Below are 19,524 nucleotides of genomic sequence, written 5' to 3'. Positions count from 1 at the left end.
TCAACCGGACATTCGAGGCGGTTCGGGCCGGGCGGAGACGCGCTGCGGCCGCCGGCCGCTGACGATGCGCCAGATAGGCGCGGCCGCGCACACGACGGCGAGCACCATCGTCGAGCAGGCCATGACCTGGAGCTGACTCATGCCGCCCCCGTCGATGAGCAGTTGCTCGTACAGCAGGCCGATGACCACGTTGTTGCCCGCATGCGCCAGGCTCGTCACCCAGACCGATCCGCTGCGTGCGTAGAGCCAGCAGAGCATCACCTGCTGCAACATGAACTGGACGGTCCACAGCAGCATGCTGACGGTGTGGTCGGTGAACTCGACATAGCCGAGGTAGGCCAGCGGATAGTGCCACACCGCCCAGATGAAGCCGGTGACCACCACCGACCATCCCGGCCGGCCTGGGATGAGCCGCGGCCACAGGAAGCTGGTCCAGCCGAACTCCTCTCCCCAATAGAGCGGCGTGAGCACGGCGGGCAGCAGGAGCAGCAGAGCTATGCCGGCCGGGCCGCCGGCGGGGGCGAGGTCCGGCTGCCACCAGCCCCGAGCCGCCGCGAGCAGGAGCGTCACCCCGGTGATGGCAAACGGTCCGAGCCAGGCGAGCAGCCAGTATTTCCGAGCGGCGCGCAGCCGCAGCCGGAGCCCCGCGTCGGTGAACCCCTCGCGGGTGACCCAGCGCCGCACCACCAGGGCACCGATCGCCGGCGTCAGCGCGACTGGAAGCTGGACGAGTGGATTGACAAGCGACAGCCCGAGGCCGGACCGGGCGATGAACAGGTACGGCCACGTCACGCCGAAGGCGATGGCCAGATAGACGAGAACTCCCCGGCTCCGCACCGGTACTCCCCTCACCGTTGGACAGGACGGCCAACACCGTGCCTTGCCGGGGTGCGGCAGCACATCGCGTCCGGGTGCGAATCGCGGCTGGCACGGGGGTGCCAGCCGGGCAATGGCTCCCCAGTGGGAGGCGCGCGGCCGAACAGGCTGCGACACTTCCCGCATGTCTCGCAGGCTCCCGAACCCGGTGTCGTACCGGGGCTGGCTGCATGCCGCGCTCGGTGCGGCCGTCTGGTTGCCGGCCGGCATGGTCGGGGTGGTCATCGCTGTGGCACTGTCCCCGATGACCGCCGTACGGCCTTATGCGACGATCACCGGCACCGTCCTCGCCATCCCCATCGGCGGGCTGCTCCGGATGACCCGGGTGGCCTCCGTCCGGCTGGCCAACAACCTGCTGGGCGCCGGCCTGCCGGAGGCGACGCCGCTGGGCGGGTGGCCGACCCGGCTGCGGACCGCTGGGTGGTTGCTCGTCCACGCGCTCTCGGGCGGCGCGCTGCTGGCGATCTCGCTGGGAGCGGTGATCGCCGGCGCCGGGATCCCCGCACTGTGGCTGGGCGGCGGCGGAGCCTTCGACTACCTGGGCCTCTCCCTGTCGGTCGCCCCGGGCCTACCGGGCGCCTGGGCCGCCCCGTTCGCGCTCGCCCACATCGCGGTGGCCATCGCCGCGGGCGCCGGCTACGTCGCGCTGCTGCGCCGGCTCGTGCCGTTCCTGCTCGGGCCCGGTACCGCCGAACGGATGGCCGCCGTACAGCGGCACGCCGATCAGCTCGCGCACCGCAATCGACTGGCCCGCGAACTGCATGATTCGATCGGCCACACGCTGACCGCGGCCACCATCCAGGCCGCGGTGGCCAGCAAGCTCGTGCATTCCGACCCGGAACGGGCGCGGCGCGCGATGGACAGCATCGAGGAGGCGTCCCGCGCCGCGCTGGAGGATCTTGACCACGTGCTCGGTGTGCTGCGCGAGGGCGCGCCGACCCGGGAGCCGCAGTACACGCTTGCCGACGTGCCGGCGCTACTCGACCGGGTGCGCAACGCCGGCAGCACGGTCAACGCCGAGTTCAGCGGCGAGCAGGATCGGGTGCCGGTCGCGGTGTCCCGCGAAACGTACCGGATCGTGCAGGAGGGGCTGACCAACGCGATGCGCCACTCCGGCCCGATCACGGTACGGATCGCCATCGGCCAGGACAGCGTCGACATCGAGCTGACCAACCCGATCGCGGCCGCCCCGGCACGAAGCACCGCCGGCCGGTCCGGCGGGTTGGGCCTCGCCGGCATCGCCGAGCGGGTGCAAGTCCTGCGAGGCGAGGTCACCGCCGGCCCGGTCGCCGGCGACACCGGCTGGTACTGGCGGCTCGCCGCCTGGCTTCCGTTACGGTCCACGCCATGATCCGTCTGCTGATCGCCGATGACGACGAGCTCACCCGGACCGGTCTTCGCTCGCTGCTGGCCATCGAACCCGACCTCGACGTGGTCGCCGAGGCGGCAGACGGCACCGAGGTGTTGCCGCTGGTCGTCGAGGCGCGCCCGGATGTGGTGCTGATGGACGTGCGGATGCCCGCGCTGGACGGCATCCGGGCAACCGAGCTGCTTCGCGCCGAACTGGCCGATCCCCCGAAAGTGCTGGTCATCACCACGTTCGAGAACGACGACCACGTCTACGACGCGCTGCGCGCCGGGGCCAGCGGATTCCTGCTCAAGCGGGCGAGGCTGGCCCAGATCGCGCACGCGATCCGATTGGTCGTCGCCGGAGAGTCGCTGCTGTTCCCGGATGCGGTACGCCGGCTTGTCGCGACCCGCCCCGCGCCGCCGCCCGACATCCGGCACCCGCGGCTGACCGCTCGGGAGACCGAGATCCTTCGCCTGATCGCGGCCGGGCTGTCCAACACCGGCATCGCGACCACCCTGGTGATCAGCCTGGAGACGGTCAAGACCCACGTGGGCAACGTGTTCGCGAAACTGGGCGCCGCCAACCGCACCCAAGCGGTGATCATCGCCTACGAGACCGGCATCGTCACCCCGGGCAGCGGCAAATGAGGGTTCGTTTATCGACGCTGGGCGGCGCCCATCTTCGGCGCCGCGTCGGCATGACCGTCACCGCCGGAAAGATGGCCGGCTAACGGGTTGGGTGGCCGGCCTCCCGCAGGGCGGTCTTCACGTCGCCGATCGACAGCTCGCCGAAGTGGAACACGCTCGCGGCGAGCACGGCGTCGGCGCCGGCCGCGACGGCCGGGACGAAGTCGTCGACCTTCCCGGCGCCGCCGCTGGCGATGACCGGGATGGTGACGACCGCGCGCACCGCGCGGATCAGCTCCAGATCGAAGCCGTCCTTGGTGCCGTCGGCGTCCATCGAGTTGAGCAGGATCTCGCCGGCGCCGAGCTCGGCCACCCGCGCCGCCCACTCGACCGCGTCGAGCCCCGCGCCGCGGCGCCCGCCGTGCGTGGTCACCTCGAAGCCGCTCGGCTGGCGCCCCGGGCCGTCCGCCGAGCGGCGCACGTCCAGCGACAGCGTGAGCACCTGGTTGCCGAAGCGCTGCGCGATCTCCGCGATCAGCTCCGGCCGGGCGATCGCGGCGGTGTTGACCCCGACCTTGTCGGCGCCGGCGCGCAGCAGCGTGTCGACATCGCCGACGCTGCGGACGCCGCCGCCGACGGTCAGCGGGATGAAGACCGTTTCGGCGGTACGGCGGACCACGTCCAGCATCGTCGCGCGCCCGTCCGACGAGGCGGTCACGTCCAGGAACACCAGCTCGTCGGCGCCCGCGGCGTCGTAGGCGGCGCCCAGCTCGACCGGATCGCCGGCGTCGCGGAGGTTGAGGAAGTTGATGCCCTTGACCACTCGGCCGGCGTCCACGTCCAGGCAGGGAATCACCCGCACCGCAACGGTCATGCCGTCACCTCCGCTTCGCTCCGGCCGCGGCATGACTGACCTGCCTTCCCAATGACCGGCCCCTCCGCTCCGCTCCGGACCGGCCATGCCGTCACCCCCGCTTCGCTCCGGCCGCGGCATGACTGACCTGCCTTCCCAATGACCGGCCCCTCCGCTCCGCTCCGGACCGGCCATGCCGTCACCCCCGCCCAGTCTGGCTCGATGAGGCTGCGCGCTGATCGACCCAGACCAGGCGCCGCTCCGCTCCGGACCGGTCATGCCGACTCCTTCAGCACCTGCAGCGCCTCGGAGACCGTGAAGGCCCCGGCGTAGAGCGCCTTGCCCACGATGACGCCCTCGACGCCGGCCGGCTCGAGCGCGGCCAGCTGGCGCAGGTCGTCGAGCTTGGACACGCCGCCGCTGGCGATCACCGGCTTCTTGGTGCGGCCGGTCACCTCCAGCAGCAGGGTCAGGTTGGGGCCGGTCAGCGTGCCGTCGCGCATCACGTCGGTCACCACGTACCGCGCGCAGCCGGCCTTCTCCAGGCGGTCGAGCACCTCGAACAGGTCCCCGCCCTCCTTCGTCCAGCCGCGCGCGGCGAGCTGGTGGCCGCGCACGTCCAGGCCGACCGCGACCTGGTCGCCGTAGGTGGCGCAGACGTGGTCGCACCAGTCCGGGTTCTCCAGCGCCGCGGTGCCGAGGTTCACCCGGGTCGCGCCGGTGGACAGCGCCGCCTTCAGCGACGCCTCGTCGCGGATGCCGCCGGACAGCTCCACCTGGACGTCGAGGCGCCGCACCACGTCGGCCAGCAGCGCCGCGTTGGACCCGCGCCCGAACGCGGCGTCGAGGTCGACGAGGTGGATCCACTCGGCGCCCTGCCGCTGCCAGGCCAGCGCGGCCTCGAGGGGGTCGCCATACGTCGTTTCGCTGCCGGCGGCGCCCTGGACGAGGCGGACCGCCTGGCCGTTGGCGACGTCGACGGCGGGCAGGAGCTGCAGAGCCATGATTCAAGATCCTTCGGTCAGATCCGGCGGTCAAGGACGAGCACGGTGAGCGCCGGGGTGGCGACGATGACGAGCGCGCTGATGCCGATCCGCGCCGTCATCGATTCGATGAACAGCCACACGAGGGTCAGGAGCACCAGCACGAGGGTGACGATGACCGAACGCTGCGCGCGGGACCGGCGAGCAAAAAGCTTACCGGTCCGCCCGATGCGCACCTTCGGCACCAGCCGCCGCATCGCGGTCCGGCGCGCGCGTTTGCGCTCGTTGCGGCGCATGCGCGCGGCGCGCTCCGCCTCCAGCAGCGCGCGCCGCTTCGCCCGTTCCTTGCTCACGCCGTGCTCACGAGCTCAGAGCGTCCCGAGCCAGTTGGTCAGCAGCGCGGCGCCCGCGTCGCCGGACTTCTCCGGATGGAACTGGGTCGCGCGCAGCACGTCGGTCTCGAACGCCGCGACGAACGGCTCGCCGTGCACCGCCGTGGCGACCCGCACACCGGCCTGACTCCTGGCATCGTGTGCCTGCGCGTCGATCACCGTCGGGGCGTAGGAGTGCACGAAGTAGAACCGGGTGTCGGCCGGCAGGCCCGCGCCGAGCACCGTGTCCTGCGGCCAGTTCACCGTGTTCCAGCCCATGTGCGGCACGACCGGCGCGTGCAGCGCCTTCACCTCGCCCGGCGCCAGGCCCAGGCCCTTGGTGACCACGCCGTGCTCCTCGCCGGACTCGAACAGGATCTGCATGCCGACGCAGATGCCGAGCACCGGCGCGCCGGCCCGGATCCGCTCGGCGATCGTCGGTCCGGCGCCGAGCTGCTCAATGCCGGCCATGCACGCCGCGTAGGCGCCGACGCCGGGCACCACCAGGCCGTCGGCCCGGGCCGCCTTGCCGAGGTCGTCGGTGACCTCGACGTCGGCGCCGACCCGCGCGACGGCCCGCTCGGCCGAACGGAGGTTGCCCGAGCCGTAGTCGAGAATCACTACCCGTTTCGCCACGGATGGACTTCCCTTCTCACATCCACAGCAGGCCGCCGGCCGCGGACAGCGCGGCCAGCAGCAGCGTGATCACGAACGGCACCTTCGACTTGCTCTGCTGCCGTAGCGACAGCGCCCCGCCGAGGAGCAGGCCGGCCAGCGCGAGCAGGGCGATGCTCACAGCGCACCCTTGGTGCTCGGCACCGCGCCGGCGTTGCGCGGGTCGATCGCGCACGCCTGCCGCAGCGCCCGGGCGACCGCCTTGAACTGGGCCTCGACGATGTGGTGCGCGTCGGGCTGGGCGCCGTGCCGGCCCGCGCGCAGGATGCTCACGTGCAGTGTCACCCGCGCCGAGTGCCCGAAGGACTCCCAGATGTGCCGGGTCAGGCTGGTCGGGTAGTTGCCGCCGATGTGCGGCGCGATGTTCGCCGGCTCGTCGTGCACCACGTAGGGCCGGCCGGACAGGTCCACCACCGCCGAGGCGAGCACCTCGTCCAGCGGCACCTGCGCGTGGCCGTACCGGGTCACGCCGGCCTTGTCCCCGAGCGCCTCCGCGAACGCGGCGCCGAGCGCGAGCGCGGTGTCCTCGACGGTGTGGTGCGCGTCGATCTCCAGGTCTCCCACGGTGTGTACCCGCAGATCGAACCCGCCGTGCTTGGCGATCTGGTTGAGCATGTGGTCGTAGAAGCCCACGCCGGTGGAGATCTCCCCGGCACCGGTGCCGTCGAGGTCGAGCTCGACCAGGACCTTGGTCTCCTTGGTGACGCGCTCGACGCGGGCGGTACGGCTCACGCCGACACCTCCACTTCGCTCCGGTCACGGCGCGAGTCAACCCTGCGCCCCTGGTGAGCGGTCTCTCCGCTCCGCTGCGAACCGTTCACAACAGCTCCTCGAGTGCGTTCAGGAAGGCGGAGGTCTCCTCGGGCGTGCCGGCGGTGACGCGCAGCCAGCCCGGCAGACCGACGTCGCGGATGAGCACGCCCCGGTCCAGCAGGGCCTGCCACACGCCCTTGCTGTCCCCGCGCGGCGCGCCGAACAGCACGAAGTTGGCGTCGCTGTCGGCGACCGGGAGCTCCCAGCCGAGCAGCGTGGCGACGATCCGGTCGCGCTGCTCCTTGACCGCGTCCACGGTGGACAGCAGCGCGCCGGTGTGCGCCAGCGCCGCCCGGGCGACCGCCTGGGTCATGGCGCTGAGGTGGTACGGCAGGCGCACCAGCTGCACCGCGTCGACCACGGCCGGGTCGGCGGCAAGGTAGCCGACCCGCCCGCCGGCCAGCGCGAACGCCTTGCTCATCGTGCGCGTCACGACCAGGCGCGGGTACCGCTCGACGAGGCTCAGCGCGAAGACGGTGCCCTTGCGGGCGAACTCCGCGTAGGCCTCGTCCACGACGACCATGCCCTCGGCCGCCTCCGCGACCGCCTCGACGACCTCCAGCGGCAGCGCCGTGCCGGTCGGATTGTTCGGCGAGCAGAGGAAGACCAGGTCGGGCCGCAGCTCGCGGACCTTCGCGACGGCGTGCTCGGCGGTCAGGGCGAAGTCGCCGGCGCGCCGACCGTCGACCCAGGTCGTGCCGGTGCCCGCGGCCAGCAGCGGATGCATCGAATACGACGGGGTGAAGCCCAGCGCGGTGCGCCCCGGCCCGGCGAAGGTCTGCAGCAATTGCTGCTGGATCTCGTTGGAGCCGTTGGCCGCCCATACGTTACGCCAGGTCAGCCCGTGGCCGAGATACTCAGCGAGGTCGGTGCGCAGCGCCACCGCGTCCCGGTCCGGATACCGGTTGAGGTCGCGCAGCACGGCGGCCAGCGACCTCTCCATCTCCGCGACGGCCGCATCCGGTACCGGATAGGAGTTCTCGTTCGTGTTCAGGCGGACGGCCACGTCCAGCTGGGGCGCGCCATACGGCGTCAGGCCCCGCAGCTCGTCCCGCAGGGGAAGATCCTCGAGCGTCGTCATCCGCTGAACCGCGCCTTCACCGCCGCGCCGTGCGCCGGCAGGTCCTCGGCGTCGGACAGCGCCACCACGTGGGCCGCGACCTGCTGGAGGGCGTCGTGCGAGTACTCGATCAGCTGCACACCGCGCAGGAACGTCTGCGTCGACAGCCCGGACGAGTGCCGCGCGCAGCCCCCGGTCGGCAGGACGTGGTTGGAGCCCGCGCAGTAGTCGCCGAGCGAGACCGGCGACCAGGCGCCCACGAAGATCGCGCCGGCGTTGCGTACCCGCTCCGCCACGGTCCGCGGGTCGCGGGTCTGGATCTCCAGGTGCTCGGCGGCATACGCGTCGACCACCCGCAGCCCCTGGTCCAGGTCGCCGACCAGCACCGTCGCCGACTGCGGGCCGCTCAGGGCCTCGGTCACGCGCTGCACGTGCTTGGTCGCGGCGACCTGCCGCGCGACCTCGGCGTCGACCGCGTCGGCCAGCTCCACCGACGTGGTGACCAGCACGCTCGCCGCGAGCGGGTCGTGCTCGGCCTGACTGATCAGGTCCGCGGCCACGTGACGCGGGTCGGCGCTGTCGTCGGCGAGGATCGCGATCTCGGTCGGCCCGGCCTCGGCGTCGATGCCGACCGTCCCGCGCAGCATCCGCTTCGCCGCCGTCACCCAGATGTTGCCCGGCCCGGTGATCATTTCGACCGGCTCGCACGCCGGCTCCTCGTCCGTGAACCCATACCCCAGCATGGCGATCGCCTGCGCGCCGCCCGCCGCGTAGACCTCGTCCACCCCCAGCAGCGCGCACGCCGCCAGGATGTTGCGGTTGGGCAGGCCCGTGTCCTTCTGCGGCGGGCTCGTCACCGCGATCGAGGCCACCCCGGCCGCCTGGGCCGGCACCACGTTCATGACCACGCTCGACGGATACACGGCCAGGCCGCCCGGCACATACAGCCCGACGCGGCCAACCGGCAACCACCGCTGGGTCACCGTGCCGCCCTCGCCGAGGACGGTCGTGACCTCGGCCCGGCGCTGATCGTCGTGCACCTTCCGGGCGCGCGCGATCGACTCCAGCAGCGCGGCGCGCACCCCCGGGTCGAGCTCGGCCTCGGCCCGCTCGATCTCCTCTTTCGGCACCCGCAGCTGCTTGACCTCGACGCCGTCGAAGCGATGTGTCGCCTCGCGAATCGCGCTCGCGCCATGCTCGCGGACCGCTTCGACGGTCGGGCGCACCTGCTCGGTGGCGACGGATACGTCGATGGCGGCTCGGGGCAGCAGACGGCGCGGGTCCTCGGCGGAGCCGCGCAGGTCGATCCGGTTCAACACCCTTGCGAGTCTATTCGGCGTCGCCAGCGGTTATGCGCCGCCATCCCGCCCTGCGGGCTGTCGGGATCTTGCCCACGCTCGCGGCGTCACGCCGTTACCTGACTTTCACGCCGCCTGGCTTCCTGACCGCCTGGTCTCTCGCCCACTGGCTTTGCGCCGGTCTGGCGCGAACGGCCGCCGGCTATTCACCCGCCGTCCTGCGCTGTGGCCTGACGGGACCGCTCCCACCACCAGTCGGCCTACCCGGTCGACCTCGGCGTGCCCGCTCAGCGGCCGGCGAGCGGTATTGGGTGCAGACCCCGGTACTCAGCCAGGTCCTCCGCCTCGGCGATGAGGGCGTCCAACTCGTCATCCAGCCCGGCCTCGCCGACAAGCTGGTTGGTGGCCAGCAGCTGCATGAGCATCCGATCCTCCCACGCGACGACGGGCGCCGACGCGTCGGAGGGGCCCAGGCGGTACCGGATCAGCATCTGCATCTCATGGGTCAACACTGCCTCGCCGAAGCGCGCCCGGCAGAGGTCGGCGAGACCCTTGATCCCATACGGGTCGACGGGAGGCCGGAATACGCGATGGACCACGACGGTGAAGACGGCGTCGATCATGCCGGCGAACTCGTCGTCGTCGCCGTCATGGGCGTCGAACTCCTCGCGCAGGGCGGCGGACTCATCATGGCGTTCAAGCATAAAGGCGCGCAGGTACGCACCCAGCAGGGTGCGTACCTGCGCGTCGTCGTTACCCATCAGCACTTCTTCTTAGGTTTTCCGTCGGGATCGCCATACTTCCACTTGTTATACATCCGCTTGATCCCGAGGAGGAGGTACCCGAAGCCGAGAATGGCATCGCCCCAGTCGCTCCCAGTTGCGGGGCCGGTGACGTGCGGTCCCACGGGCGGGCCCTGGAAATGACCGATCTACGAACGTACGGTAAGGCCGTATCGACCTGGACGCCGCGCATCGGGGTGCGGAAGCCGCTTTTGTGGGAGGCGTTCGCCCTCATGGATGTCCCAGCCGGCTGGGCCGAGCGGTCGACGGCGCGCTAATCCCGGGCGGTCACAATGTGAGCGGCGGTGACGTAGCGGACATCGGCCATGTGTTCGGCGGGCAGCAGCCGCCGAGCTGCCAGGCATTGGCGGACGGCCTCGGTCGTCTCGGTGCCGGTAACCGTGGCAGCCACACGGTGATCAGTGCGGAGCGTCAGGGTCGTAGACCACGCTCACGTGAAGCTCGTAGCCCGGCGGAATCCCTCAGGCCGAGAAAGCTGACAGGCCTGTCCCCAAGCGCCGCTCGCGGCGCGCTCGGCTACGCTTCGGCTCGTGGAGGCAGCGAACGAACCGGAGCACACCCAGACGCTCCTGCCGCTCTTTCCGCTCGGCACGGTGCTGTTCCCCGGGCTGGTGTTGCCGCTGCACGTCTTCGAGCCGCGATACCGCACCCTCGTGCAGCATCTCACCGAGCTCCCGGCGAACCTGCCCCGCGAGTTCGGTGTCGTCGCGATCCGGCGCGGCTGGGAGGTCGGCCGGCAGACCGAGTCGGCGGACGCGGCGATCACGGCCGGCGAGTCGCTCTCGCTCTACGAGATCGGCTGCGCCGCGGAGATCCGGCAGATCACCGAGCTGCCCGACGGCCGATTCGACCTGATGACGGTCGGCCGGCGCCGGTTTCGGCTGCTGAGGCTGGCACGCAACGACACGCCGTACCTGACCGGCGAGATCGAGTGGCTCCCCGAGCCCAAGGGCGAGCCGGAGCGCGAGGGCGAGCTCGCCGCCGGCGTGCTCGCCGCCTATCAGGATTACCTGCGCGCAGTGCGGTCCGACAACGACGGGGAGCAGCTGCCCGACGACCCGACCGTGCTGTCGCACCTTGTCGCGGCCACGGCCTCGCTGACCCTCGAGGATCGCCAGTCGCTGCTCGCCGAGCCGGACACGGTCAGCCGACTCAAGGCCGAACGAGCCCTCCTGCGCCGGGAGACCGCCCTCCTCGGCCAGGTGCGCGCCGTGCCCGTCGCCCTGGCCGACCTCGCGATCCCGTCCAGCCCGAACTGACTCGGCGGCGCCGGTAAATGCCCCAATAAGGGGCAAAGCCGCTAACCAGGAATGCAAGCTATAAATCGCCCAATATGCGGCCCGCCCTGATCCACCCAACGTTCGAGCCGAGCTGGGGCGCGAACTTAGAGCGACCGTCAATTGGGCACTCGGCATCGCGAGAAGCCGAGTTCGGGCGGCGCAGTCCGCGCCTGCGATCCGCGTCGACCGACCATCATGTTCGCCGTGATCACGGAGTAAAAATGCACAAAAAGCAGCACGTTCACTCCGTGATCATGAAGAAGTCCGGCACTGTGGGCGCCGGACGCGGCGGACTGCCGCTGCCAGCCAATTGCGGTCGCTCTTAGGCCGGTCAGACCGAGGCCCGGCTGCGGCACGAGCCCAGGTCAGACCGAGGCCGGGCCGCGTCCACGAACCCAGCTCGGCAGACCAAGGCCCGCTAGGGGCACGAACCCCGGCCAGACCCAGACCAAGGCCGCGGCTACGAACCCAGCTCGGCAGACCAAGGCCGGCTTGGGGCGCGAACCCAGGTCAGACCGAGACCGAGGCCGGGCCGGGCCGGGGACACGAATCCGGGTCAGGAGCGCGGCGGTTCGGGCTGATGCGAAGACGCGGGCGCGGCCGATGGGTACGACGGACCGGGCCCCTGCCAGGACGGGACGTCGGAGCGCGGAGCCTCGGGCAATGGAGACGCCCCAGGGTCGGCCCAGCTCGCTCCCGGCGGCGGCAGCGCGGGCACCGACAGGTCCGGCGACTCCGAGGGTCGACCGAACGAAGCCGTAGAGGACCCGGGCGAACCGAACGAGCCCGGCGCGGGTGGACCGAACGAGCCCGGCGAAGGCGAATTCGGATGGGCCGGCCCCGGCTGGTCAGCACCCGGCTGAGGCTGCTCCGGATGGCTCGCGGCCGGGTAGGGCTCGGCGGGCCGGTCCAGGTATTCGGCGGGCATGTTGTCGTAGCGCAGCGTCGGGGAGGCGTGGAAGCCGGCCAGGCCCGTGTACACCACGCCGGCCGCCAGGGCCTGGATGAGCAGCGTGCCGCGCACCCACGGGATGAAGCCGAACAGCAGGCTCGACGTGCCTGTGCGCAGCTTCACCGGGCGGAAGATCTGGGTGCCGACCGGGGCGTGCTCGGCCAGGTCGATGTAGTGCGCCCAGCCGATCTTGTTGCCGAGCCACGCGCCCAGGACCGAGGCGCCGGCCGAGCCCAGCACCAGGGCGGTCAGGACGATCGGGCCCCGGTATCGGCGCAGCAGCAGCCAGGCGACGACGGCGATCACGGCGCCCATCGCGATCGACATCAGGATGAACCAGCCGTCGTCGGCCCAGTAGCCCTCGGGCTCGCCCTCGACGGGATACGGGCCGTATTGCGTCTGCACGAGCTCCACGTGCGGCGCGAGCCTCGACCACAGCAGGCCGAACGGCGCGCCCAGGCCGGCGACCACCGCGGCGGCGCCGAGGGCCAACAGCACCTCCCGCCCGATCGGCACGCGCGTCGGCCCGGAGGCCTCCGGCTGTTCGACGGGCGAAATCGGCGCGACGCTCACGATCCCATCCTGCCAGGCGCGAGCCCCGACCCGGCAAGCGAGTCCGCCGCGCCCCCCGAGCCCGGCGAACTCTTGGGATCGGACAAAGCCGCCGAGTCAGCCAGATGTCCGGAATGCCCGGAAGGCTGGGCGTCGCCGGCCGGCGGGGGCAGGGTCAGGTCGGGCAGCGTCAGGTCCATGGCCATCAGCCGCGGCGCCTCCTCCCGCCGGTCCACCCGCCCCTTCACCGCCACGACGACGTCCTCGGCCACCCACTGGTCGACGAGCTCATACGTGTCGGGGAAGAACATGACCTCGACGCTGCCGTCGAGGTCCTCCAGCACCGCCGACGCCCACGGCCGCCCCTGCCGGGTGACCTTGCGCTGCACCCCGGAGAGGATGCCGGCGAGGCGGACGACGGCACCGTCGGGAACGGCGCCCTCCTCGGCGAGCGACGCGACCGGCCGGTCGGCGGAGCGCCGCAGCACGTGCTCCAGACCGCGCAACGGGTGGTCGGAGACGTAGAGGCCGAGCATCTCGCGCTCGAAGGCGAGCCGCTCCGGCTTGTCCCACTCCGTGGCCGGGACCTGCGGGGCGCTCATGAACGGGGCGCCGAACAGGTCGAACTGCCCCATGGCCTCGTTGCGCTTGATGTCCATGACGGCGTCGAGGGCGTCGGCGTGGACGCTGAGCAGGCCGCGGCGGGAGTGGCCGAAGGAGTCGAACGCACCCGCCTTGATGAGCGACTCGATGGTCTTGCGGTTGCAGACCACCTGGTCGACCTTGCCCAGAAAGTCGTAGAAGTCGGCATACGCCCCCTTCTCCCGGCGGGCCCGGATGATCGCCTCGACCGCGGCGGGGCCGACGTTGCGGATCGCGCCGAGGCCGAAACGGATGTCCGCGCCGTCGGCGGCGAAGCGGCCCTGCGAGGAGTTGACGTCGGGGGGCAGGACCCGGATGCCCATGTGCCGGCACTCGGCGAGGTAGACGGCGGAGCGGTCCTTGTCGCCACCGACCGAGGTGAGCAGGGCGCTCATGTACTCGGCCGGGTAGTTGGCCTTGAGATACGCCGTCCAGTACGCCACGAGCCCGTACGCCACGCTGTGCGCCTTGTTGAACGCGTAGTCGGAGAACGGCACGAGGATGTCCCACAGGGTGCGGATCGCGCCCTCGGAATAGCCCCGCTCGCGCATGGCCGGCGCGAACCGCGTGAACTCCTCGTCCAGGATCTCCTTCTTCTTCTTGCCCATCGCCCGCCGCAGCCGGTCGGCGGCGCCAAGGGTGTAGCCGGCGACCCGCTGGGCGATCGCCATGACCTGCTCCTGGTAGACGATCAGGCCATAGGTGTCGCCGAGGATGTCCGCGAGGGGCTCGGCCAGCTCGGGATGGATGGGCGTGACCGGGCGGCGGCCGTTCTTGCGGTCGGCATACTCGTTGTGCGCGTTGGCGGCGATCGGCCCGGGCCGGTAGAGCGCGCCGACCGCGGAGATGTCCGCGAAGCTGTCGGGCGCCATCGCCCGCAGCAGCTGGCGGACCGGCGTGGCGTCGAACTGGAAGACGCCGAGCGTGTCGCCGCGGGACAGCAGCTCATACGTCGGCCGGTCGTCCAGCGGCGCGTCCTCGATGACGACGTCGACGCCCCGGTTGTGGCGGATCGCGTCGACCGCGTCGTCGAGGATCGTGAGGTTGCGCAGGCCGAGGAAGTCCATCTTGAGCAGGCCCATCGCCTCGCAGGCGCCCATGTCCCACTGGGTGATGATCGCGCCGTCCTGCTCGCGCCGCTGGATCGGCAGCACGTCGAGCAGCGGCTCGCGGGACAGGATGACCCCGGCGGCGTGCACGCCCCACTGGCGCTTGAGCCCCTCCAGCCCGCGGGCGGTGTCGACGACGGTGCGCACGTCGGGCTCGGACTCGTAGAGCCGGCGCAGCTCGCCGCCCTCCTTGTGCCGCGGGTGCGCCGGATCGAACACCCCGGACAGCGGCATGTCGCGCCCGAGCACCGGCGGCGGCACGGCCTTGCTGATCCGCTCGCCGAGGGAGAACGGGAAGCCCAGCACGCGCGCGGCGTCCTTGACCGCGGCCTTCGCCTTGATCGTGCCGTAGGTGATGATCTGCGAGACGTGGTCGGCGCCATACTGCTCGGTCGCGTAGCGGATCACCTCGCCACGCCGGCGCTCGTCGAAGTCCATGTCGATGTCGGGCATGCTCGGGCGCTCCGGGTTGAGGAAGCGCTCGAAGAGCAGCCCGTGCGCGAGCGGGTCGAGCTCGGTGATGCCCAGCGCGAAGGCGGCCAGCGAGCCGGCCGCCGAGCCCCGGCCTGGGCCGACCCGGATCCCCTCGCGGTGGGCGTGCGCCACGAGGTCGGCGACGACGAGGAAATAGCCGGCGAGGCTGGCGCCGGTGATCACGGAGAGCTCGTAGTCGGCCTGCCGGGCGTGCGGCTCGGGCACCCCGCCCGGGAACCGCCGGGCGAGGCCGCGGCCGACCTCGGCGCGCAGGTGGGAGTCCTCGGACTCGCCGGGCGGCACCGGGAAGCTCGGCATGAGCCGGCGGGGAGCGAAGACCTCGGCGTAGTCGCCGATCCGCTCGGCGATGGCCAGCGTCGCGTCGCAGGCGCCCGGGACCTCGGCGTCCCAGATCCGGCGCATCTCCTGCGCGGACTTGAGATAGAAGTCGCGGGCGTCGAACTTGAAGCGCTTCGGGTCGGCGAGCGTGGTCGCGGACTGCACGGCGAGCAGCGCTTCGTGGGCGTCGGCGTCGCCGGCGAAGGCGTAGTGCAGGTCGTTGGTGGCCACGGGGGTGAGCCCGAGCCGCTTGCCGAGGCGCAGCAGATCGGCGCGGACCCGGGTCTCGATGTCGAGGCCGTGGTCCATGAGCTCCAGGTAGAGATTGCCGGCGCCGAAGATGTCGCGCAGCTCGCCGGCGGCCGCGCAGGCGCGCTCGAAGTCGCCGATGCGCAGCCAGGTCTGGATCTCCCCCGACGGGCAGCCGGTCGTGGCGATCACTCCCGGCGCGTGCCGCTGCAGCAGTTCCCGGTCGGCGCGCGGCTTGTAGAAATACCCCTCCAGGCTGGCCAGCGACGACAGCCGGAACAGGTTGCGCAGCCCGGTGGCGTCGGCGGCCAGGAGTGTCAGGTGGGTGTAGGCACCGCCGCCGGAGACGTCGTTCTCCCCGCCGTCGGCCCACCGCACCCGGGTCCGGTCCCGCCGATGGGTGCCGGGCGTCAGGTAGGCCTCCACGCCGAGGATCGGCCGGATCCCGGCCCGGACGGCCTGATGGTAGAAGTCGTGGGCGCCGAACATGTTGCCGTGGTCCGTCATGGCCAGCGCTGGCTGGCCGAGCCGGGCCGCCTCGGCGAACAGCGGGCCTAGGCGCGCCGCTCCGTCGAGCATCGAATACTCGGTGTGCACGTGCAGATGTACGAAAGACTCCCCCACGGCCCCGAACCTATCGCCGGGGTACGACATTTTGCGAGACACTCCGCGGCATGACCCGACCGGCACGAAGAGGTCTTCGCGCGGGCGATCGGCGAGGTCACCGGGCGTACGGATCCATCATGACCGCGGTCGCCCGCAGCCAGGCGCGCTTGGTCGCCGGCGCGAGCATCGGGTATTCGATGTTGGAGCCGCTCTCCAGCGCCGGGTCGTAGGGCACCACCACGACGGCCCTGGTCCGGGTGCGGAAGTGCCCCGCCAGGTCGTCGATGAGCGGGGTCGGGTTGGGCGTCGGGCAGGAGAGCAGGGTCACCGCGTTGGCGACGAGCTCCTCCATGCCGGCCTCGTCGAGCAGGTCGAGCATCCAGTCGGCGGTGAACGCGGCGTCCTCGCGCGGCACGCTCGTGACCACCAGCTGGTCCGCGGCCTGCAGCACGGTCTGCCAGTTGGGGCTCTCCACGTTGTTGCCGGTGTCGACGCAGATCACGTCGTGGGTGCGGCGCAGCAGCTCGAGCACGCGACGCACCGTGTGCGGGTCGAGACGCTGCGCGAAACGCGGGTTCTCCTCGCCGGCGAGCACGTCGTAGGAGCCGTCGGAGGCGTGCCGCAGGTAGTCGTCGAGCATGTCGTAGAGGTCGTAGCCGGTCGCGTGCTCGACCCGGACCAGGTCGGCGATCAGGTGCCGGATGGTGCGGGCGTGCCGCGCGCTGCCGGCCCGCAGGCCGAGCGTGCCGCGCAGCTCGTTGTCGTCCCACGCGATGACGCCCTTGCCGCGGACGCTGCCGATGGTGGCGGCGGTCAGCACGGTCGCGGTCGTCTTGTGCACGCCGCCCTTGGGGTTGGCGAAGGCCAGCACCTTCGGGGTGGGGATCTCCTGGCGGAGCACCTGCACCATCTGCTCGGCCGGGTCGACCGGGCGGGCTTGATACTCGACCATGGGGCCGCGCCGCACGGGCCCGTCGGAGCGGGGCGGCGCGTCATAGGGTCGCGTGCCGTTGCTAGTTCGCATTGGCTCGTCATCGTAAGGCCGCGAGAGCGGATAAGGGTCCGCGGGTTGTTCGAATCGGCCGTCGTAATCCAGATCACCCGGGCTCGCCCGGCCCAGCAGGGCCCGGTCGAGCAGCGAGCGCCATCGGGGAGCCGGCTCCGCCGACCTGTCCCAACCGGCATCGCCCCGCTCAGCCACGCTTGGCCCTCCCTCACACCGGCGCGCAGAAACTCGTACCCCAGGCTACGGACCGAACAGTATTCGGACCACACCTGCGGGCCCATCCCCTGCATCAACTGCGCGACAGGCCGAAGAGATATCGCCTCAGGACGGACCGGGGGACGCGGTCGCCGGCTCGGCCCACTCGCTCACCGGTTCCGCGACCGTGGTCTGCTCGGGCAACGGGGGCAGGAACACTGTGCGATCGAGTCGTTGCAGATCGGTGATCGGGTCGACGACGCGGGTCTCGGGCCGGGCGGCGACGGCGCGCAGGGCGGCCGGCGGGGCGTGCACGACGGCGGCATAGACGCATGAGCAGTGCTCGCTGTAGGCGGTGGCCTCCTTGTCGGCGACGATGGCGCCGGAAACGTACATGTCGCGCGTCTCGCTCGACGCGCCGCCGGCGCGGGCCAGCAGCTCGCGATAGTGGCTCGCCTCCTCGGTCTTGCGCCGGGCGGTCTCGTCCATGGCCGCGACCACGTCATCGGGCAGCCGGTACGCGCCGAGCCGGACGAGCTCGGTCTGCGTTCTCGGCAGCGGCAGCCGGGCGAAGACGCTCGACACCGAGACATCCGCGAGCACCGGGGCGAGCCGGTCGGGCGCCAGGTAGGCGGTGAACGACACCAGCGCGTACACCGGCCCGTCGCCCGTCAGCGCGGCCAGCTCGTCACGGCCGGCCTGCACGTACGCCGGGATCGACGCGCCCTGCGCGACCCCGACGCCCAGCACGTCGCCCAGCGACGGGTCGCTGCGGGGACGCTCCGACCGGTGTACCGCGAGCAGCGTCGCGGTCACCGCGACCACGCCGACAACGGCGGTGAACACCCGCAGGCGCTGGGCGCCGCGGAAGATCCGGGCGAGGACGTCGCCGACCGGCGGGAGAAGGCGCTGGTCAAGTTGCTGGAGCCACTTCATCGCCACGCCAGGGTCGCACGCGCTCGCTCGAGGATGACGCACGGGGTCTTGAGATCGAGCCGATCTACGTCGACGACGTGACGCCGGCCCGAACCGGTTACGCGGCGGCGCTCAGCACATCGAGCGCCGCCGCCAGGTCCGCTGGATACCCGCTGACGAACGACACGTCCTCGCCGGTGCGCGGATGCTCGAACCCCAGCTCACGGGCGTGCAGCCACTGCCTGGACAGCCCCAGCCGGGCGGCGAGCGTGGGGTCCGCGCCGTAGGTCAGGTCGCCCACGCAGGGGTGGCGCAGCGCCGAGAAATGCACCCGGATCTGGTGCGTGCGCCCGGTCTCCAGCCTGATGTCGAGCAGGCTGGCCGCGGGGAACGCCTCGATCGTGTCGTAGTGGGTGATGCTCGGCCGCCCGCCGGAGACCACGGCGAACTTGTAGTCGTGGCTCGGGTGTCGGTCGATCGGCGCGTCGATCGTGCCGCGCAGCGGGTCCGGGTGGCCCTGGACGACGGCGTGGTACCGCTTCTCCACCTCGCGGGCCTTGAAGGCGCGCTTGAGGGCGCTGTACGCGGGCTCGCTCTTGGCCACCACCATGAGCCCGGTCGTGCCGACGTCGAGCCGGTGCACGACGCCCTGCCGCTCCGCGGCGCCGCTGGTGGCGACCGTCTGCCCCATCGCCGCCAGCCCGCCGATCACGGTCGGGCCGGTCCAGCCGGGGCTGGGGTGCGCCGCCACGCCGACCGGCTTGTCGACCACCACGATGTCGTCGTCGCTGTAGACGATGACCAGCCCGGCGACCGGCACCGCCTCGACCACGACCGCGTCCGGCGGGGCCGGCAGGGTGACCTCCAGCCAGGCCCCGGCGCGCACCTTGTCCGACTTCGGGCGGACCTCGCCGTCGACGGCGACGTCGCCCGCCTCGACCAGGTCCGCCGCCGTCGTGCGGCTGAACCCGAAGAGCCGGGTGAGCGCCTGGTCGAGCCGCGTGCCGTCCAGCCCGTCGGGCACCGGCAGCGAGCGGATCTCACGCATCGCGCCTGGCCCGGGTCCCGTCGCGCAGGCGCCCCGTGAACTCCAGCAGGATCGCCAGAATCACCCCGACCGTCAGCGCAGAGTCCGCGATGTTGAACACCGGGAAGTGCCCCGCGTGGTCATCCAGGAAGCTGAACATGTCGACCACGTGCCCGCGGAACGGCCCGGGCGCCCGGAAGAGCCGGTCGCCGAGGTTGCCGGCCGCGCCGCCGAGGACGAGGCCCAGCGCCACCGCCCACGCGGCCGACACGGTGCCCTTGATCATCCAGAACAGCCACGCGATCACGCCGAACGCGATGAGCGGGAAGATCCACGTCTGGTTGGGCAGCATGCTGAACGCCGCCCCGCTGTTGCGGGTGTGGATGACGTAGATCAGGCCGCCCAGGAGCTTCACCGGCTCGCCGTGGACGATGGTCGAGGTGGTCCACTGCTTGACGGCCACGTCGAT

The 19,524-nt window shown here is 71.7% G+C and carries 17 protein-coding genes and 2 pseudogenes; 3 read left to right on the top strand and 16 right to left on the bottom strand.

The genetic code is table 11. The features are described from left to right. A complete protein-coding gene (locus ABT297_RS10690) occupies positions 1 to 837 on the bottom strand; it encodes a CPBP family intramembrane glutamic endopeptidase (protein WP_350547287.1) in 837 nt (278 codons plus the stop codon). A 163-nt stretch (positions 838 to 1,000) separates the two neighbouring features. Here ABT297_RS10690 and ABT297_RS10685 point away from each other — a divergent pair, with 163 nt between their 5' ends. Together ABT297_RS10685 and ABT297_RS10680 are read left to right on the top strand one after the other, a co-directional pair. Then, positions 1,001 to 2,227 carry a sensor histidine kinase gene (locus tag ABT297_RS10685; RefSeq protein ID WP_350547284.1) on the top strand — a complete coding sequence of 409 codons (1,227 nt, stop codon included), beginning with the start codon at positions 1,001 to 1,003 and terminating at the stop codon, positions 2,225 to 2,227. Then, on the top strand, positions 2,224 to 2,874 hold the full coding sequence (locus tag ABT297_RS10680; RefSeq protein WP_350547281.1) for a response regulator transcription factor: 651 nt from the start codon (positions 2,224 to 2,226) through the stop codon (positions 2,872 to 2,874). The genes ABT297_RS10685 and ABT297_RS10680 overlap by 4 nt, the downstream gene beginning before the upstream one ends. Before the next feature lie 79 nt (positions 2,875 to 2,953). Here ABT297_RS10680 and hisF read toward each other — a convergent pair whose 3' ends face one another. The 9 genes from hisF to ABT297_RS10635 form a co-directional block, all read right to left on the bottom strand. Then, positions 2,954 to 3,727 (bottom strand): imidazole glycerol phosphate synthase subunit HisF, encoded by a 774-nt coding sequence (gene hisF / locus ABT297_RS10675; protein WP_350547278.1) that lies wholly within the window; start codon positions 3,725 to 3,727, stop codon positions 2,954 to 2,956. A 254-nt stretch (positions 3,728 to 3,981) separates the two neighbouring features. Beyond that, positions 3,982 to 4,710, bottom strand: coding sequence for a bifunctional 1-(5-phosphoribosyl)-5-((5-phosphoribosylamino)methylideneamino)imidazole-4-carboxamide isomerase/phosphoribosylanthranilate isomerase PriA (priA, locus tag ABT297_RS10670; protein ID WP_350547275.1), 729 nt, complete (start codon positions 4,708 to 4,710; stop codon positions 3,982 to 3,984). Positions 4,711 to 4,727: 17 nt separating this feature from the next. Beyond that, positions 4,728 to 5,042: a hypothetical protein gene (locus tag ABT297_RS10665; RefSeq protein ID WP_350547272.1), complete on the bottom strand. Its 315-nt coding sequence runs from the start codon at positions 5,040 to 5,042 to the stop codon at positions 4,728 to 4,730. Positions 5,043 to 5,057: 15 nt separating this feature from the next. Continuing rightward, a complete protein-coding gene (gene hisH / locus ABT297_RS10660; protein WP_350547269.1) occupies positions 5,058 to 5,696 on the bottom strand; it encodes an imidazole glycerol phosphate synthase subunit HisH in 639 nt (212 codons plus the stop codon). 16 nt (positions 5,697 to 5,712) lie between these two features. After that, positions 5,713 to 5,856, bottom strand: a complete 144-nt coding sequence (locus ABT297_RS10655; RefSeq protein WP_350547266.1) for a CG2302 family histidine operon protein — start codon at positions 5,854 to 5,856, stop codon at positions 5,713 to 5,715. Next, positions 5,853 to 6,467, bottom strand: a complete 615-nt coding sequence (hisB, locus tag ABT297_RS10650) for an imidazoleglycerol-phosphate dehydratase HisB (protein ID WP_350547263.1) — start codon at positions 6,465 to 6,467, stop codon at positions 5,853 to 5,855. Before hisB ends, ABT297_RS10655 begins: the two co-directional genes overlap by 4 nt. 85 nt (positions 6,468 to 6,552) lie before the next feature. Further along, positions 6,553 to 7,629, bottom strand: coding sequence for a histidinol-phosphate transaminase (locus ABT297_RS10645; RefSeq protein WP_350547260.1), 1,077 nt, complete (start codon positions 7,627 to 7,629; stop codon positions 6,553 to 6,555). Then, positions 7,626 to 8,927 (bottom strand): histidinol dehydrogenase, encoded by a 1,302-nt coding sequence (gene hisD / locus ABT297_RS10640; protein ID WP_350547257.1) that lies wholly within the window; start codon positions 8,925 to 8,927, stop codon positions 7,626 to 7,628. The genes ABT297_RS10645 and hisD overlap by 4 nt, the downstream gene beginning before the upstream one ends. A 266-nt stretch (positions 8,928 to 9,193) precedes the next feature. Beyond that, positions 9,194 to 9,667 carry a hypothetical protein gene (locus tag ABT297_RS10635; RefSeq protein ID WP_350547254.1) on the bottom strand — a complete coding sequence of 158 codons (474 nt, stop codon included), beginning with the start codon at positions 9,665 to 9,667 and terminating at the stop codon, positions 9,194 to 9,196. 572 nt (positions 9,668 to 10,239) lie between these two features. Here ABT297_RS10635 and ABT297_RS10630 point away from each other — a divergent pair. Then, a complete protein-coding gene (locus ABT297_RS10630; RefSeq protein WP_350547251.1) occupies positions 10,240 to 10,968 on the top strand; it encodes an LON peptidase substrate-binding domain-containing protein in 729 nt (242 codons plus the stop codon). Positions 10,969 to 11,545: 577 nt separating this feature from the next. On the opposite strand, the gene ABT297_RS10625 is transcribed toward ABT297_RS10630, so the two are convergent. The 6 genes and pseudogenes from ABT297_RS10625 to lspA form a co-directional block, all read right to left on the bottom strand. After that, on the bottom strand, positions 11,546 to 12,514 hold the full coding sequence (locus ABT297_RS10625; protein ID WP_350547248.1) for a hypothetical protein: 969 nt from the start codon (positions 12,512 to 12,514) through the stop codon (positions 11,546 to 11,548). Between the two features lie 152 nt (positions 12,515 to 12,666). After that, positions 12,667 to 15,930 (bottom strand): annotated as a pseudogene (gene dnaE / locus ABT297_RS10620) (DNA polymerase III subunit alpha); the annotation flags it as partial. A gap of 97 nt (positions 15,931 to 16,027) precedes the next feature. Further along, positions 16,028 to 16,819: pseudogene (locus ABT297_RS10615) on the bottom strand (MinD/ParA family ATP-binding protein); the annotation flags it as partial. Positions 16,820 to 17,239: 420 nt separating this feature from the next. Beyond that, positions 17,240 to 18,049, bottom strand: coding sequence for a hypothetical protein (locus ABT297_RS10610; protein ID WP_350547239.1), 810 nt, complete (start codon positions 18,047 to 18,049; stop codon positions 17,240 to 17,242). Between the two features lie 97 nt (positions 18,050 to 18,146). Then, positions 18,147 to 19,076, bottom strand: coding sequence for an RluA family pseudouridine synthase (locus ABT297_RS10605; RefSeq protein WP_350547236.1), 930 nt, complete (start codon positions 19,074 to 19,076; stop codon positions 18,147 to 18,149). After that, positions 19,069 to 19,518, bottom strand: a complete 450-nt coding sequence (gene lspA, locus ABT297_RS10600) for a signal peptidase II (protein WP_502885545.1) — start codon at positions 19,516 to 19,518, stop codon at positions 19,069 to 19,071. The genes ABT297_RS10605 and lspA overlap by 8 nt, the downstream gene beginning before the upstream one ends. Between the last annotated feature and the right edge of the window lie 6 nt (positions 19,519 to 19,524).

Origin of the sequence: Dactylosporangium sp. NPDC000555, from assembly GCF_040300025.1 — a bacterium.
Classification (GTDB): domain Bacteria; phylum Actinomycetota; class Actinomycetes; order Mycobacteriales; family Micromonosporaceae; genus Dactylosporangium.
This window is presented reverse-complemented; position numbering and strand designations above follow the sequence as displayed.

Excerpts from the sequence above, each read along its gene's own strand:
- ABT297_RS10685 (WP_350547284.1), top strand. The coding sequence starts at position 1,001 with ATGTCTCGCAGGCTCCCGAACCCGGTGTCGTACCGGGGCTGGCTGCAT.
- ABT297_RS10680 (WP_350547281.1), top strand. The coding sequence starts at position 2,224 with ATGATCCGTCTGCTGATCGCCGATGACGACGAGCTCACCCGGACCGGT.
- hisF (WP_350547278.1), bottom strand. The coding sequence starts at position 3,727 with ATGACCGTTGCGGTGCGGGTGATTCCCTGCCTGGACGTGGACGCCGGC.
- priA (WP_350547275.1), bottom strand. The coding sequence starts at position 4,710 with ATGGCTCTGCAGCTCCTGCCCGCCGTCGACGTCGCCAACGGCCAGGCG.
- ABT297_RS10645 (WP_350547260.1), bottom strand. The coding sequence starts at position 7,629 with ATGACGACGCTCGAGGATCTTCCCCTGCGGGACGAGCTGCGGGGCCTG.
- ABT297_RS10635 (WP_350547254.1), bottom strand. The coding sequence starts at position 9,667 with ATGGGTAACGACGACGCGCAGGTACGCACCCTGCTGGGTGCGTACCTG.
- ABT297_RS10610 (WP_350547239.1), bottom strand. The coding sequence starts at position 18,049 with ATGAAGTGGCTCCAGCAACTTGACCAGCGCCTTCTCCCGCCGGTCGGC.
- ABT297_RS10605 (WP_350547236.1), bottom strand. The coding sequence starts at position 19,076 with ATGCGTGAGATCCGCTCGCTGCCGGTGCCCGACGGGCTGGACGGCACG.